The organism is Mesorhizobium sp. Ca11, from assembly GCF_020165275.1.
In the GTDB taxonomy this organism is placed as follows: Bacteria; Pseudomonadota; Alphaproteobacteria; order Rhizobiales; family Rhizobiaceae; genus Mesorhizobium.
In genome coordinates this window covers 1-17,102 of the sequence record NZ_JAIUHU010000026.1, presented here as the reverse complement: position 1 = coordinate 17,102, position 17,102 = coordinate 1, and the positions used below count along the sequence as shown (strand labels likewise).

The following is a 17,102-nucleotide window of genomic DNA, read 5'->3' as shown; positions in this document are numbered from 1 at the left end:
CGTCCTGTGCTGGTGTTCCTGTACGCGGAAGCACCTCAAGTTTCGCGAGAGTTCCCATCTGACCTGCGAATAGCGCAAAGGTTCCAGGGTACGCCTGCCCGTCAGATCATAACCTGGAATGCTCCACTGGGTCTGCCGTTGATCGACCCTACTCTCGAGCGACATGGCCGTCGAAAGTGCGTCAATCGAGCTGCAACTCTTGACCAGGAAGGCGGCGGACGACCTCGGCAAATACCAACTCTGGGGGTCGCTGGCCCTCGAGCCACTCAGCAAGGCGTTCTTGGCTGGCAAGCAACCCAGCCTGGCTATCGATCCAGCCCATTGGCAGCGAGCTCTTCGCCACTGCTGGCATCCGCGTCTGGACGGATTTAGCGCGTCTGGACAGAATTAGGTTCGTCGATCGAGAACGGTCACATTCGGCAGGCCATCGCCCGCCAGGATGTCACCAAGTTCTCCGAGCAGGAGGTTGGTGTGGCCCTCGATGAGGCCTTTCTTTTCCAGACGCCAACCGCCATCGCGCAGCTTCTCCGCCATCGGACGATCGATGAGCACGTAGTCGACGGCGATGTCGGCCGGGACCAAGGTGGCGTTGAGTAGACGGTCGTTGCGTCTGAGGTTGGTGGCGTCGATCACCACGCTGTTCCCTGCGGCGAGTGCAAGTCTTGCACGTTGCCGCACCGTGTTGAACACGGCCTCCTGGCCTCCGGTCATATTGTGGCTGCCATAGAGCTCTTCGCGGATCGCATCGGCGGATATCACCAGCTCGGTCGAGTAGTTGGCCGCGGCATAGGAGCTCTTGCCCGCCCCGGACGGACCGACCAGCAGGACGAGGCGTTGACCGCAGCGCGGCCAATCCCAACCGACGCCGCCGGCGAAGCCCTCGGTATCCCCAAGCATCATCTGCCAGCTCCTGGATGCCCTGACGATGAGCGAAGCGTCGCCGGGCTCCATATGTGCCATCGATGTCCTCAGCGTCTTGAGGTCTCGGAGAAGGTTCGCTTCGAGCGGCGGGATCTCATCCTTCAGATGATAGAAGACGTCATTGATCTCAAGCTGGAGGGGATGGTGGTACGTTCGCTCCGTGTTGTTCTGGAAGGTCTTGGTGACGGGCAGGATCGAGGTGAGCTTGCCGAAGTACCTTTCCACGAACGCCTGGCGGATCTGTTCAATCGCGGGGAAGATGGTCGCGACGTGTGCCCGCCATACCCGTCGTGCCAAGAGCTCCCTGGAGCCCAGGAGCGCCAGAGTGTGCATGTGCGGGGCTCCGTCCATCAGGTCGACGAGCCCGTTCGACCAAGAGGGCGTTCCAAGCTTGAGTTCCAGTGCGCTGAGGAGCTGACGCGGGTCGATCTGGTCCCCTATAGGGCGTTCAGTGAGTTGAAGCGCAATCCCAGGGTCCCAGCATGCGACTTCCGCGACAGTCGCTACGGCTGCCCGCTCCGCGAGACGACCGGACCGTCCGAGCCGCGACTCGACGAAGAGGTGCATATCCGCTCGGGAGACCACGTCTCGCCATTTCACCTCGGATGAACCAAAAACCGCTTCGACCTCATCGAGAGGGAGAGTCAGCGGTGTAAGCACCCCCAGGCTGGGGGCCGAGATCCTTCCGGACCGGGTTCGCTCATTGCGGAAGGTGCGGAAGAAGAGGCTCCACTGGTTCCACTGCTCGACACCCAGCTCGTCGATGAGGAATACGGCGTTAGCAAGGGCGGCCGACTCGATGAAGTCATTGGTGGATCGGATGCTTCCGGGTGGCGCCCCAGCAGCTGCGGCCAAGGCGTGAGCAGGCGATCGGGCGCCGCTCGCGTTCCGGGCGTCTACCAGGATTGCACGAAGCCCTCGCCCCTGCTCCAAAGCGGATACGAGGGCTAGGATCAGGCCGGTTGGCCGTCGTGTTGGGAAGGAGAGCCCGATCAAGCCGCCGTCGTCGGAAGCCAGCCGGTCGACGGCACGTCCTAGAAACGCTGATGGTCCTGGTAGATCCCACCAGTCCACGCTGCCCCAGTCGATCGTCACTACGAACCTCCGGCCCCGAGCAACGATCTGGCGAGCGCGTTCAAACGGTACGGCCGGCTGTCCTCGTCGCGAGCCGACCCTGCTCCCTGTGCCTCGAGCAGACCCATCATCACTCCGAAATCGACGACCTGCTGCCCCGCGAGGTTGGCACCAAGCTCCGCAACCGGTCCCTCACCTATCTCATAGGCGGTGATATCGCCCTCCGTGTATACCGCTACGGCCTTGAATATGTCGTACATCGCCCCTGCGAGGCCCAGTTCGCCCGGCAACGCTGGATCGCGGCGACGTCGAACTGCCGTATTCTCGAGCCTCGTCGCTAGGGATTTGGCGTTCACAGTTCCTCCCGTGGTGAACAATTGCTGCATCAGCCGGTTGAATCCGCCGGTTGCGGCCTGCAACGAAGCCCTGAAGTGCATCGGATCGAGATGCTCCTGATGCAGGAAATGGTCCGCTAGAGTTGTGGACCAGGTCTGCAAGGGCACGATCTTCACCTCCTTGGACAGTGCTTTGCTGCTCGGGTCGCGGACCCAATCCAGGGCGTGTTCCGGTTGCCCCACGAAGATCAATCGAACCTTCCCCTCGCGGACCGATCTGGCGCGGAGTGCCCCCTCGACCCACGCGGCGTTCCATGGACTGGCGTCATGAACGATGAGAAGCGCAGCGGGCTCTCCGGGCAACGGCCCCTTGAGGTCCTTGAGCATGGCATCCATCGACTGGAACGACCGGGCCGTGACGTGCCCGGTACCGCGCTTGTCCTCCCGGGAGCTCGAGGCGGAGGAGAGGGCGCCTGTGACCATCCCGATGTCGGAGAGCGCATTGCCGAAGATCAGTGTGGCAGGAGCCCTGTCCCGCAGCATGTCGTGCTCCTGACCCAAGGTGAGCGGACTGATCCCGCCCTCCTGTATGCGCATGGCCGCATTTGCTTTAAGCTTTCGGCGCATCGACCGCGGGTCGAAGACCGGTGGGGCATTGCGATCCATGAACTCGCCGAGCTTGGCCGCGATCTTGTCGTCGTTGCCAAGGAGCCGGAGGATCGTCGGCGAACGAAGCGCCCAGCGATCAGGCTGCACGCGACGCAGCACGCCCAATCCCTCCATCTCGTCAAGCAGATCCTCTGCCACCGAGAGGCGATTGGCCTCCCCGAAGGCCGCTGGCCACCAGGACGCGGCGGCGTCGCGGACCTCCACTGCGGTCATGCCTTCACCCACTCGGCCGTCCGCGGCATCGCGCAGGGCTCGCTCGGCGACGATGTTCGCGATGAGGGAGTACCGGTCCTCAATCTTGCTGATCGTGAAATCGAAGGTCTCGCCGATCTCCTTCGCTATCGTCTCGTTTTCCAGCGCCAGGCGAACGTGGTCCGACGTGATCCCGGTTATGGGCCGTCGCTTCTTTAACGTTTCCTTGACCAGTTCCCGAACCAGGCCCTCGCAGAATTTCTGCACCAGGACCGGGTAGTAGTTGCAGTAGCTGAGGATGCGCCAGACGTCCTCACGGTTCTCGAACTCATAACCCATGCCCGCCAGTGGGCGCTTGACCAATGCCTCGGCATCCCCGAGCTCGTCGTCCATGAGCGGCCCGATACGCTGGGGATCGGATGCGATATGCTTGAGGGGCGGGTTCTCGGTGTGCACGAGCCGCGTCACGTTGTGCAGACCCGCGAGCACGAACTTGAACCGTCGGTTCGTATCGTCCATTAGCCTTTGCAGACGAATGAACTGGACAAAATCCTTGGTTGCATCGGCCTGGATAAACCTATCGGACTCGTCCAGGAGCACCAGCACCCGCCGCTTGCTGTCCCCCGCCAGCCAGCGCCGGATCGTCTCGCTGAACCGATCGCTCTGCTCGACCGGTTTCGAGAAGATCGGCTTCAGCTCGCGGGACATCGATTCCCATATCTGCTCTTCGCCAGCATTGGTCCCGATGTCGTTGATGTTCACGTACGCCACCGCTGTGCCGGCTCCGGGGTCATCCCCCTGGGATTGCAGATGACGTAGGAGCGCGGTCTTGCCCAGGCGTCGCCCGCCGTAGACGATGCAACTGCCATGGGGCTCAAGAAGCTTTCTGCGCTCCTCGGCGCGCCCGAAGAACATCTCTCTCGGCACGGCCTGATTGCCATAGTCGCGGTAAGGATCCGCGAAGGAGAAGGGCTGAGCCAATTCGAACAAGGTCAGTCCGCGCGATTCGGGTTCGGAGAGCGTGAAATAGACGATGGACTCGTCGATCGCGAGCAACCGCCTTGATTTCTCGAGACTGGACAGGTGCTGCTGCCGCCGGCGCTCGGACGGAACCACATCGGTCACTACGAAGACTAGCCGGAGGGCTCCTGCATCGGCCTCGATGCCGGCAACCTCGCTATCGGTGGGCATCTTGGGGCCGATGCAGAAGCGATACTCTCCCCCCGTAAGACTGCCGAAGTCTGGAAGAAGTACCGAGGCGCTGTCCGGCAACAGGTCCACGTGCATGTCCATGGTGTAGAACTTGCGATTGCCGCGCGGATTCGGTGACCGCAGCACGACATTCAGTCCGAAGCCTTCGAGCAACCGCACGAGGCGGCCTGCGACGTCTGCTTCTTGTCGCAACGAGGCGACCGCTCGCTTGAGCTCGTTCCACTCCTCCAGCACGTTCACCACATCAGCGCGTCGATCCGCAGCGATCCGTCCGAAGTTCAGACCGGCGAACTCGCCGCCCTCTTCGATCACTGAAAGTATGCGATCCTGCTCGGTGCGAGACATCTCCGCCAACGCATCGGGCACCTTCGGGAAGTACGCTCTGTATCGAGGGTTGGGCGAGGTGGTCTCAGGCAGCCCGCGACCGTTCTCGAGGAACTCTACGTATTCGGTCGCCGTCAAAAGATCGTCGCGTTGCACCAATCCACGCACCGTATCCAGATCACCAGCAGCGGCCGTCCTCCTGGACTCCAAGACCCCCAGTCTAGCCAGCAGCTGTTCGCGGGGACGGGTGAGAAGGACGTCGACCTTGCTCCTGACGTCCGCGACTAACCCGTACGCCGCCCTGAAGTCGAGTATCTGCTCGTCCTCCTCCGTTGCTTCCGTTCGTGCCTCCAAGGGCACGATCTCGGGCAATGCCCTGGGTTCGATTCGATCCAGCAGGGAGAGAAGCGACTGCGCTTCGTCGATGGAACCGACACCTCCCATTCGTTGGACGCGGTCGACCATCAACCTTGCGTCACGAAGATCCGCCTCAAGCGAATCCCTCTTCGTCTCCTCATCTGCAAGGCGAAGTTCGGACAGGCCTTCGGGATCGAAGTCGGCAACCCCGAACGATACCGCCATTTCGATCATCATCGACGCTGCGATGTGCGATCCGACAGCCAGTCGCTTCCGGATCGCGGTATCGAAGGCAGCCCCATCGGCGGCGCCATGGATTTGGTCCGAGCCCGCTCCGACGAGCGCGCTCGTGACAGTTTCTGGCGCGTACGGCGCCGGATACCAACCGCGGCCGAAGTTGAGCGCCGATACCCATAGGAGCTGCCCATGCAGAGCAACCAGATGATCGACTGGACTAGGGGTAGATTCCCCGCCGTTCAGCGTTTTTTTGAAGCTGTCGAAGGCCTCTCGTGCGAACTTGACGGCGGATGCCTCCAGCGCAGTGGCCGCTGGAAACTGCGCGAGCGCGCCATCCAGGGTATCGACCGCGTCGGTGATGCCGGACCTCGCCTTCTGAATATTGGCCCTCATGCCTTTCATCACTGGCGCAGCGTCGGCGGAATCGACGTATTCCGCGCAGAGCTGCGCCAGCGACTGGATGAGACCGACGAGCTTCTCTCTGGCGATGCCATCGATGCCTGTGAGCTTGTATGTTGCGACCCGCTTCTCCGTCTCCTCGAGGAGGTGGATGACAGAGCTACGGTCGTTGTACTGGGCAGCGAACTTTCGGGCGGCGTCCAATGCCGACTGCCCGCCTCGTTCGACCCGCTCCCCAAGGTTGCCTAAGGCGCCATCACGATTGGTAAGGGCACCACGAAGCTTGTTCCCCAACTGGAACTTGTAGCGCTTGGCCCCGAATTCCTCCAAGGCATGCTTGATCTTGTCAGCAAGGATGCGCGTGTACTCGTCGTCCTGTGCATCCTCGCGCGCCAGCCGAAGCAGGGAAGGACTGAGCGAGATCCCGGATCTGAGCGGAGCTGCCAAGGCCTCCCTCAGCCCATGGACTGCTTTCCCAAGGCCCGGCCCCACCTGACGCAGGGATTCAAGGGCGGCCTTGGCGTCGGACTCGCCATGGAAGATCGCGAATGGTGCGAGCGAAGCCAGTCCCATGATCCGCCTTGCCGTGGTTGTTGATTGCTCGTCATCGAGGCTCTCGAACACCAGCGCGGCCTCGGTCATCAGGTCGTGGACCACGGAGCTGCCCTGGTGGGCAGCGTGGTTGAAGCGGCCCGCGAAGGCAGCAAGCTTCAATTCCGGCAGGGAAACGGCGAAATCCTGGTGCAGGCCAGCTCGACGCGCCGCCTCGGACAAGTGGAATGCAAGCCCGAACCTCCGTGTGACGACGAATTCCTCGAATCGCTCTTCGAGCTTCGCCACCATCGGATCCGGACCGGATGCCAATGCATCTTCGACCTCGTCCGGCTCGGTTGCGAACCGATCGAGGACGAGATCGGCATCCTCGACGGGCGGGAATTCATCCAGCTCATAGGAGGAATCCCAATCGCGCTTCGAAGAGATTTCGCCGACATCGTCCAGCGGTGTCGAGAAGGTCTCGTCGGCTTCCGTCGCGTCCGCTGAGAGAGAAGGCGGCTCGTCCAACGCGGGCGGTTCGGCTGCATCACCCGAAGCCTCGAACTGCCTGTCCCCGGGGGGCGGCGGGACCGGCGCCAATCGCTGCAGCACCTCGATCGCGGAGGCGATCACGCTGCGACCTGCTTCGATCGCTTGTATCCTCAGAGCGGAGGCTTCGTCCAGTCGAGTCATCAGCATCTGCCGGAGGATGCGTTGCGCCTTGTCGATCTTCTCCCGCGCAAAGCTCCCAATTTCCTCCGCCGACGCAAGCGTCTCTTCGATCGAGGCCGCTGCTTCGAGATCGATCGTCGCGCTGAAGGATCCGGTCGGAACGCTACCGAAATCCTCGTTCTCGACCCCGGCATCGACTAGAACTGCCTTGGCGTGTTCGAGTATCGCTTGGGACCGTTCCAACAAGGCTTGAGCGGACACAGCCTTCTTTTTGGACGCATCGTATCGAACAAGCGCCTGCCGCGCGGCTTCGAGCTGCTCCTCGATCTTGGTTAGGACGCCTTCGTCAGGCCCCGCGTCGAGGTCCGCAAATCGTAGGATGCTGCCCATGGCGCTGCGCCAAGCGACTTCACCGTCGATCGACGTCGTCTCATCGGGTGCGTCGGACGCCATGTCAATTTCCGTTCCCATGTCCAGGGCAGGTGCTGAATGGCCAACTGCATTGGTGCCAATCATGGGGACATGCTCCGTTTGGGTTTGACGGGCCGTGTTGATGGATGGCCCTTCGGGTTCGGCGAACTCGGCTTGAGCGGGTTGCACCTCACCCTCGCCAGTCGGCTTGGGTGGGAAGCGCCGAATGTCGCCGGACCATTCGTAGTCGGAACGAAAAAGGTGCTCGGCGGCGTCGGTCGCGAACTCGCGAACGTCCCCGAGCCGCCCATCGTTCTTGATCGTGCCGATGATCGCTGCGTCGAACGGGTGCTCATAGGCGCCAAGCACGACTTGAGCCTTGGCGAGTCGGACCGCGTTGCCCTTCAACAGAATATCGAGGAAATTCCAGAAGGTGTCGGGTCTGGAGAGGGACGCATCGGACCGGACCGTGGATTTCGCCGCCGTGATCGCTTGGCGCCAGAGAGGGTTGAAGGGGCTCCACTGCTTAGCCTTGTTCGAAGCCATGCTTCGTTTGGCGATCTGACAGATCGCGGCGGCGAATCGTGGATACCTCAGGCCATTTATCAGGATCGGCACGAAATCGTTCTGGTCGGGCCGGAGGTCCGGCCAGCCATCGAAGCCGGTCAATGTCGCCAGTTCAGATCGAGACTGATGAATGGCCCTGAGCTGTGCATTCGGAATCTGCACAAACTCGGAGAGCCATTCCTCGGTCACGAAGTCCGGGAGACGGATGACTCCCGCAAGTTCCGACCAAGTAGGCGCTTCTTCATCGCCGCCGTCGTTTCGCCGCTCCCTATCCACCTTCGGCGCTTGATGGAACATGTGCACAGCGGTCTCAGACCCATCGCTGTGCTTGAAGATGGGCGCGCCGGCGTCCCTAGGCCATAGCGGAGCATTGAGGACCGTCACCCCCGGTTTGGTAGCAAGTATGCCGTCCCAGGCCTGCTTGTCGGATGCCCCACCGCCAGCACCGGCATCATCCGGCGCGCCGTCGTCGGCATACGTGCCGTCGTCGACCGCTGGTCCTTGCCCGACTTCGGCGGCCTCGTCGTCCTCCTCCGGAGTCAGATCAAGGGCGAAGCGCGTCATGTAATCTCGCGCCTTGGACTCGAACGATAGTGGGGCGGGCAAGGACGTGGCGGACGCGGTATGCCCATAGCCGTACCTGAGGCTGGCGACGAGGTGGGCAATGCGATCGGGATCGTCCCCCTCCCGTGTGCTGGCGACGGTGATCTCGATCGGGTTCGGGAGCCGGTAGCTCACGTCAAAGATCGGTATCTCGACCGGCGCAAAGAGCTTCTCCATGGGTTGAGGAGCGTCCTTGAACGCCTTGGCCACGTGAACCAGTGAGACCAGACGCCGATAGACGCTCAGTCCTCTTGGCAGCGACATCTGGAAATATCCCGCTGTCGCCCAGTAATGAGCGCCAGTGCGCGACGACGAGAGCTTGACCGTCCTCGCGACTATGGTGGGGCAGTACCGGCGGAGCATCTCACCGGTCTCGGCTCCCGTGTCGGTGGCAACTGCGACATAGTCAGCGGTCTTGCGCTCCGCGATCCGAGCCGCATTGCCCAAGCGCACGCGAACCAATCTGGCGCCGGGCCATCGACGAGAGGCGTCCAGGCGTTCCGAACCAAGAGTGATCTCGCCGGAGATTTGACCGTCCTTAAGCCAGGGCCACAGGGAGGCTGCCCCAGTGCTGTCGATCATGACGAGGGGGCGGTCGCCAACTTCAACGCAATCGTCCAAGATCTCGCGCACGAACGCCTGGAAACTGGCGCGTTCGGTCGCAAGGCCGCTCCCCAATGACGCCTTGATCGAAGGGCTTGCGATCCGCTTCAAGGCTTTGAACAGCGGCTCCCATCTCGCGGACCACTTCATCTCGCCGTCGTACCAGCCCACCCGTGCCGTGGTCCGACCGTTCTGGCAATCGACCCGGGTCGCGATGCAGAGCTTGCCGCCCTTGCCTGCCAGTCGGGTGCGCGCCTGAGTGAGGACGGATATCCCGATCAACGATGTTGGCTCGTCCGTGCTGTCCCGGAACGCATCGGCGACCACGTTCGCGACATCGGAGACCAGTCCTGCATGACCGAATATCAGATCGTACGTCGCCGCTTGTATCCGGTGGAGGTAGTTCGCGAATCCTCTATGACCCGACGCCCTAGGTCGCAGATATTGCACGTTCGCGTTGGCCTCCGCGGCGAGTGCGTACCGACCGGCCGGCTTGTTGACTGGATCGTCTGGTCGTCCATCATACCAGTCGGTCGCCTGCACCAGCGCGTGACAGCCGCCATCGATCTGGTTAAGCAACTCGGCAAGAGGTCGCCATGCGGCGACACGAGCCTCGAAGCGTTGACCATTCTTCGCTTCGGACAGCGGAAGGGTCGCGCGTGATCCGTGCACATCGCTGGGCAGCGGACGAGTGCTCACCTCGATACTTGTCCCGAATAGGGTTCGCAGGACAGATTCGAGCAGGCGGCGCTCGTTCTCGCTACGAGCAATCGCCACCACCGATGGCTTCCTCTCACCGAAAGCTCTGGACACCCGTTGGGCGTTGGCGGTTCTGACCTCCAGTAGCTTCTCGCGGGCCTTGGACGCGGCCGTGGCGCTTATGATCGGACCATTCTCGCCAAGATCCAGGGAGTCCCACGCGGCTCGGATGGATGCATCGTCCGCAAGATCGTTTCGCCCTACTGCAATGGCGATGTCGGACAGCAGCGCCTCGGTCTCCAATGCCTTGTGGAGTTCCTCGGCCCGCTTCGGCACCTGCTTGGTCGTGGTTGTTTCCTCGAACGGTATCGCAACGAATCCGAGGCCGTCCATAATCTGCCGCACGACATCGAAGAGATCGGTCTGATCTCTCGTGGAAACGCCCGCGCCGATGGGATGGGAACCGAAACGCGGCTGGTAAGGGATGCCGAAGAAGTGGGAAGAACTGGCACCCCTCTCCACCTGCTCGGCCATGCTGCTGCCGATGTCGGCGCCCATGCCGAGCAGGTGCCCGAGGAATTCAGGCGTGATCGGGTCTTGAACCTGCTGCGATCGCACCGGCGCTGGTACTTCCAAGCACACTTTCGCACCGTTCTGGGCCATGAGCGTAAGGCTCACGTTGCTCTGACCGATGAGGACTCGACCGGTTGGAACCTCCTGCATCCAGCGCCGACGGGACGCGCGCACTGTGGCGATCGGCTTTTCGGAGAACGGAACGGTCTCGACCGTGATCGTGGCCACCATCGAATAGAGTGCTTCGTCGTGCCGCCTCGGCCAGGTGACGAAGTCGATCTGATTGGACGAACTGCGGCCCCGAACAATCCGCCGAACCGGCCCCATGCCCTCGAAGAGCACTTTGCCTTCGAGTCCACGCGCGAAGGTGTGGATGATGGCATCCCGCGCCTCCACGAAACTGTCGGACGTCAAAGCTCCTCCAAGAACGACCGAGCGGCGTTGCCAGGAAAAGGCGTTCGAGGCCAAGACATCGATCGCGTCCACGAGCTGCTCGGGCGCACCGACTCTTGTAGCCCATGGGCGCAATGCCGACCCTACCCAGAGTGTGAGCGCCCTTCCCAGTCTCTCCTTGAGATCGCCGCTGCTCGGCACATCCATCAATGCTCTCGGCTGGTCTGACCAAGGCGCACCGAGATCGCGCTCCAGGACCAATGCTTCTGGCACCTGCGACGCGATCGACGCCCGCAGGGAAGCGTATGGCAACGCGTGCCCCCCTTCCTTCTCGGAAGCATCACCCGCCTGACCGAGCTCCCTCATCAATGCCGCAGCGCGCGTTGTCCACGTGACGCGTTCAGCCTCCACGGGATCGCCGGCCTCGCCGTCGAACTGCAGCGCAGAGACGACGGTTTCCCTTCCTCCAGACCGACTGCCTTTCACGCCGCGGTACAGGATGTCTGGCAGTCGGTCACTCATCTAGTGGTCCATCCGAGAATGCTACGCCCGCGCAGCGACACAGCGGATCGTAGAAGGGCGAGTAGAGAGCCCCGTAGATTTCGGCATCGACGGCGTCATCGTCGTGAATACGATTGCGCAGGATGTCCCGCATCGCCACCAACATGCTGCTCCGGAAGTTGTCCTGAGCACCTGCCGCGGAGCGAGGTGCCCATGCAGCGTCCACGAAGATCGCCCGTGCGGCTGCTCCATTGCGCATCGCTCTGCCGATGGTCTGGAGCACGTCGACCATTATGTCCGCCGTGAAGGGTATCGCGAGCTCGCCTAGTCGGCTGGCCTGCAGTGGGAACCGCAACAGGCGTCGTGTGACTGATGAAAGCTCGCGACGCGCGTGGCGCCAAGCGGTCGCCAAGTCCTCGTATCCTTCCTCGTCGCGGAAATGCCGCATGTCGAATGCCAATGACTGCTGACCGGCAATGCCCGCGACGAGGTCCAGGCTCTCCGATGCCGGATGCGGACGAATTAGGAACACGAGGGTCCCGAGCAAGGCATCGCGGACCCTAGGCCCCGATTCGAAGACGATGTTCACCCCTCTTGCCAGCGCCTTCATCGGGAAGAGGAGGACGTCCCAATTGTCCCGAGCGCTCAGGCGCTCGACCTGTGCGGCACTGATCCAATCCCCATCGTTCTGATCGGGCGGCCTGTTCGCCACGCCGATCACGCGGCCCGCCAGGTCTGGCCTTATCCTCTTGATATGGGCCTTGACCTTCATCACCTGCTCATAGCTGTTCACCACCATACCGACCTTGCGGCCAGGATCGAAGTCGGTCACCATTTGCATCGCCAATGGGTGTTCGCCGAGGAAGTAGTGCTCGACCATCTTCTTGAGCACTCTGTCTTGCTCGGTGGTCGACGAGCCGCTGAACCGCAGCATCCGGCTTGGGTTCGATGTGTCTGGTATCGGCGCGAACACGTACTTCGACTGCCGCGACCCCACGTCCCGCCCGGTGCGACGCAGGACGATGTCAGGCCCGACGGGGATATGGAAAGTTGGACTCTCCGCCAAGTACGATGTTGCACTCGCAAGCAGGACATTGGGGCCCCTTGCACGGCCTTGATGCCTCAACAACCTGCCAAGACGATACAGCAGCACCCTGGGAGCGCCGCGGAACGACACGTATTGCAGGCGAACCTTGGACCGGAGGCCTTCGTCCTCATAGCGGAACCGGACTCCGGAGAGCCGACCGATCAGCGCCTCCGGAACCAGCCGCCCGAGGTCCTCCGAAATACCTTGCTGGAACAGCGGCTCCTTGTGAACGCCCTCGGCCACCATGGCCTGCTGAGCAGGGATTAGCGCAAGAAACTGCATGACGACGGTGGTCACGCCGACGAGAAAACGGAAGAGCTCGACGACCTCGTCACGCCCCAGATGAGCGCCAGGTTCGACGAGCTTGAAGAATTCGCTGCGCACCTGCTCCAAGTACTGATCGCGCTGCGCAGCCAGCGGCTCCGAGATCCAGTCGCGCGTCAGCCCCGCTATGGCCGTTGCGGTCGCCGACACCTCGCCCTTGCTCCTGCCGAGGTCGATGGCGATGCGCTCGGGATCGAAGCCGTATCCGTCGACGTCCTGGTCCTCGTCCGTGCGGCGCATCAGGGCCGCGCGGATGCAGCCGTCCCAGAACGCCCGGATGGCGTTGAAGCGCCTTTCTTCGCTCTCGCGTTGGGGGCCCGACAGGATGGAGATGTCCTCTGGGCTGAAGATGGCCGTGAGGATGTTGTTGCCGGTGACGAAGGTATCCTCGAACCGCGATAGCGGCGTCTCCACTCCGCTTCGGAGCCTCAGGTTCTGAAGGTGCCCGACCAGGCTGTGATTCAAGCTGCGGAAGTCGGACGCTGCTCGACCGTACTGCTGGATGCTGCCTGCCGCTACATCGGTTCGCCCGGTCGACAACGGAACGAAGAGATCTCGATTGAGCGCGTGCTCGTAACTGGACTCGCTGCCGGTCAGATCGAGCGACGCCACGGCCTTGCGGTCGAGAACGGCTTGCGCTCCGTCCGCCTCATCAACCATGACCAGATCGGAATTCATGGCCACCGCTTCGAAATGTCGAATCCGATCATCGCTGAAGTGCGGGCTGATCCGGGTGTCCATCGACAGTACATGGCCCAACCAGATGTTGTGATCGGTAAGTTCCCTCGGCGCTCTCAGGCGGCCGCAGTGCGCCGACAGTGGACAGAGATGGGCCGTTTCAGTTGGTCGCAGCGAGCCATCCGCCTTGGTCGAGCGCTGAAGCACGGACGTGCACGGGGGCGACAGGTGAGGAAACTCGCGTTCTGGTTGAGCATCCTGTTCGAAGCCGCCCAAAGCGCAGTTCAGTGCCAACAATTCCGCGCCCTCCGCCGTTGCGCCGAACCCTTTGGTCTCGGTTGCGCCAATGCGATCGGCAAGTTTTCGAGCGTGGTCTATGCGGGTCTGCGGCGATTGGCCCATCAGCAAACCGACATCAGCGCCGTAGTTGCGCAGGTCGCCAAGCAGGTTCAACGATGTCTCAATGGATGGCAGCAGGACGACGACGCGGTAGTCCCGTGCGCTCAGCCACATGAGCAACAGCACGATCAACGTGGTTTTGCCGGTGCCAGGGAGACCGATCAGGTGCCGCAGCCCGTCTAGCCGAATGGTGTCCTTCGCGACCAGGCGACCAGTGGCCCTATCGGGTGAGAGCATCTCCACCTTCAGAGCGCCATTCGCCTCGCGCATCCGGGCCGCCCAGTTGCCGGGCGGTCGCCCCGGCCGCCGCCGATCCATCTCGTCGAGTTCCTCGGCCACGAGGATCAGTTCAGATACCGGTACTTCGATGGCACCACGCGGCTCCCTGGTGAAATCGAAACGCGGCGGAGCATCTGGAAGGAAGCTTTCGAGATCAACGGAGATCCTCTCGCTCGATCCTGAGGGACCCACCTCGACTATCATAGATCGTGTCGGATCGGCCGAAGCGAGCGACCATGATCTAAACGCCAAAGGGTTCTTGATCGCAGCCATCATCGCGACCAGTTCTGGGTCGTCGTCCGGGACTCGCCTGCGAAATGGGAACCGAGGATCTGATGCATCGATCCTGTACGGCGGCTCCCTGTAATCGGGCAGGTGGCGGTGGTCCTCCTCCCAGCTAAGCGCCGAGTAGACCAGCTGACGCAGCTGGATCTCCGATGCAGCCACGACGCCGAGCAGACGAAGGGCCGTGGCCGCCTCCGCGAAGCCCTTAAGCGTTGCGCTGTCCAGCACCGAGCCGAAGCCCGACATCAATGCTGGGGCATCGCGAAGATGCTTCGCCCCAAGGATGGTGTCCATGGCCGCGCACAACCATTGCGCCCCCAGGGCTCCCACAAAGTCCTTCGGCTGCGCTCTCATGCCGAGAATTCCTCGATGACGGAGGCAACCGTCATGAACTCCAAGTTTTCTGCACCTACGTATGATGCTCGGAGATCGTCGATGTAGCGGGGGTTCAGCCGCACCTTGTAGTCTGGGACGACGATGATCTTCCGACCAAAGATAGTGAGACGCCCAACGCCTCTTGACAATCGAGCGCCGAGGACGAGCGGGCTCGCATAGTTTTTCACGTCCAGACCAACCTCCAGCCCGTCGAGCCCGACATCCGCAGCATCGGACATGGGGTAGAGGGAAACGGATCGGCCTTGGCCAGCGAGGTGGTCATGCAACGCCACCTCGTCGAGCCCGGGTCCCACCCAGAAGGCCAGAACGGCACCCGTGGCGAGTCGAAACAACGAAGGATCAGCGATGCCGTAGCCCACGATCGTTTCCCCACGGATGGCGCACCGACGCACTCTGCATCGTCCATTGGGGAACGCGGGATCGCTGGTCGGCCAGAGCAGAGACCCGCAACGTCCGCACAGCCGGGCGGAGCCATTTGCCATCGCAGTCTGAGGAATTGGCCGGTAAAGGGAAGCGATCGCGCGCGCGCCATGCAGGTGACCGTTCGTGATAAACCTGTGCAGGGCGTCCAGACTGCAAACCGGCTGCCGCACCACGAATTCCCTGATGGAGGTGTAAGCCCGATTCCGCTGAGCAGCCGGGTAGCTCTGGACCGCGACCCTCAACTGCTCATGATGGATGTCCTCGATGGCATCGATCTCGCTTCCGCCCAGCCGCGCCAGTTCCCTGCAGTCGGCGGTCGGAACGCCCGAGGCGTCGTCCACCAACTCCACGTCGCTGTACTTGAAGTCTCTGGCGAAGCTGGGGATGCCCCAAAACCCCATCGCCCGCGACGCGGCCCCCATCACCAGGTGGATGCTCGACCCCAAGTCATCGACTCCTTCGGTTAGGCAATGCCGCGACAGACGGGCCAGCGCCCTTCGAGCGATCGGTGGCATCGAAGCCCCTTGGTGAACGATCTCGCCTTCCTGGGCGATACGGTCGTAGATCTCGCAGAGCCCACGCGCCAACAAGACCGCAGTGACTACAGGTTCGGAGTCCTCGATCAACGCGACGACCCCAAGGTCGATCCGAATAGGCACTCTGCAAGTAGCAACGACTTCTCCTCCTTCTGTCAGGCTACCGCGTCATTATTCGCCTGAGCCACAAGTCTTTCGAACTTTGACCGGATACTCACAGGAAACAAGGGGCTGTTCTTGATGGTCAATGCAGTTTTTCGGTCTACCCCAACTACAAGCCCGGAGCACACACATCCAGGCAGAGGAACAGCGTCTGGGTTGATGCTGCTCGCGGGGTAAGATGGCAGGGCGGACGTGGGCCGCCCTGCGTTAAGGATGTCCCGCGTTCCGCTACCAGCCTTTCACGCGGTCCTCCTCTGGAGGATAGATCGTCGGTGGCTGGACGTCGAATGTTTCGTACCATGCATCGAAGTTGCGCACGATCCACGTCCGCTGCACCGCTGGTGCAAGCGGATCCGTCAGCAGGGCATGCTGAAGGACCGGGCGCAATAGTTCCCGCTCCAGTTCTGGGCAAAACCCAAGAAGAACCGCTGGTTTCCCGACAGGTCGTCCAACACATGCGCGTCCTGTCCTGCAAGCGCAACGCCCGGGACTGGAACGCACCTCGACATCGCATCGATGTAGTTCAGGGCGCATTCTAGCATCGGCCTGTCGAAGTGTGGCCCGATCATCTTCGGCCTGATGACGACTTCCGGGTATGACCCCGGGCAAGCGGCCGCCGCTGCGGGGGAGCGGCCGGTAATTAACGCGCTTGCGAAGCCAAGGCTGAATGAAATTCCGGCCGGTTCGAGAATCGCCACTGCTTGATTGCCTGATGCTTGGCGAGAGGCAAAAGATGTCCCATGTTTGATCTCCACGAGACGCAGAATGTTTGCTGAGGGTAGACCTTAGGACCATGCGAGCGCCTGACTATTGGCCAAGGTGCCAGGCCAATGTCGGCTTTTGTAAGCGCGCTATTCTAGCTACTTGCGCATGCCCGCTTTTGGGAGTGGGTCGCCGGGCGCTGAACGACCAAGATTGGCGCGCAAGGCTGCCATTTTCGAGGTCGGCCCATGCACTACCTAGCCCGCCCTGCCTAGCCCAATATGAGCAACCCGTTACCGTCCACAATGAGACAACGGCTTGCGCGTTACACGGGGCCAAGTCGCGCTAACTTGCTCACTTTTACGTTTCGCGCGACTTCTCGGCGCAGTGATACGCCCTTTGCGCCGTAGCACTTACGCGCCATTTGAACAAAAAACCGCCCCGGTTAGACCGGGACGGTTATAGATTTATGATAGAATTGGTTGCGGGGACAGGATTTGAACCTGTGACCTTCAGGTTATGAGCCTGACGAGCTACCGGGCTGCTCCACCCCGC

The 17,102-nt window shown here is 62.0% G+C and carries 4 protein-coding genes; all 4 read right to left on the bottom strand.

The window, feature by feature from the left end; genetic code table 11:
- Positions 1 to 387: 387 nt before the first annotated feature.
- Genes LB538_RS29305 through LB538_RS27955 form a run of 4 tightly spaced genes read right to left on the bottom strand, consistent with a single transcriptional unit; the run spans position 388 to position 15,773 of the window.
- Positions 388 to 2,016 carry an AAA family ATPase gene (locus LB538_RS29305; RefSeq protein WP_224532485.1) on the bottom strand — a complete coding sequence of 543 codons (1,629 nt, stop codon included), beginning with the start codon at positions 2,014 to 2,016 and terminating at the stop codon, positions 388 to 390.
- Positions 2,016 to 11,297: an RNaseH domain-containing protein gene (locus LB538_RS27965; protein ID WP_224532486.1), complete on the bottom strand. Its 9,282-nt coding sequence runs from the start codon at positions 11,295 to 11,297 to the stop codon at positions 2,016 to 2,018. The genes LB538_RS29305 and LB538_RS27965 overlap by 1 nt, the downstream gene beginning before the upstream one ends.
- Positions 11,290 to 14,682, bottom strand: coding sequence for an ATP-binding protein (locus tag LB538_RS27960; RefSeq protein WP_224532487.1), 3,393 nt, complete (start codon positions 14,680 to 14,682; stop codon positions 11,290 to 11,292). The genes LB538_RS27965 and LB538_RS27960 overlap by 8 nt, the downstream gene beginning before the upstream one ends.
- Positions 14,679 to 15,773, bottom strand: a complete 1,095-nt coding sequence (locus tag LB538_RS27955; RefSeq protein ID WP_224532488.1) for a hypothetical protein — start codon at positions 15,771 to 15,773, stop codon at positions 14,679 to 14,681. The genes LB538_RS27960 and LB538_RS27955 overlap by 4 nt, the downstream gene beginning before the upstream one ends.
- Positions 15,774 to 17,102: the final 1,329 nt, after the last annotated feature.

What these genes read in the sequence shown, in the direction of transcription:
- LB538_RS27960 (WP_224532487.1), bottom strand. Translation starts at nt 14,682, where the DNA reads ATGAGAGCGCAGCCGAAGGACTTTGTGGGAGCCCTGGGGGCGCAATGG.
- LB538_RS27965 (WP_224532486.1), bottom strand. Translation starts at nt 11,297, where the DNA reads ATGAGTGACCGACTGCCAGACATCCTGTACCGCGGCGTGAAAGGCAGT.